Here is a 265-nt window from a genome sequence, read left to right as displayed (position 1 = left end):
CCCCTGCGCGGTGCGGCTGCTGCCGCGCGGCACCTTCCGGGCCGTGCGCGGCCTGCCGTCGGTGATCCTGCTGCGCGGGCTGGCCATGGGCTCCCTCGTGGGCGCGGAGACCTTCGTACCGTTGATGCTGGTCACCGAGCGCGGCCTGTCCACCACCCTGGCCGGGCTCTCGCTCACCGGCGGCGGGCTGGCCTGGGCGCTCGGCTCGTACACCCAGAGCCGCCCGAAGCTGGAGCCCCACCGCGAGCGGCTGATGACCCTGGGC

General features: G+C 75.8%; 1 pseudogene. It reads left to right on the top strand.

Going from position 1 to position 265, the window contains the following annotated elements:
• Positions 1-265: pseudogene (locus ACSNOK_RS34600) on the top strand (MFS transporter); the annotation flags it as partial.

This window comes from Streptomyces sp. URMC 126, assembly GCF_051386555.1.
Lineage (GTDB): Bacteria > Actinomycetota > Actinomycetes > Streptomycetales > Streptomycetaceae > Streptomyces.
The sequence above is the reverse complement of the archived record's forward strand: the minus strand, read 5'-3'. Positions and strand labels throughout refer to the sequence as shown.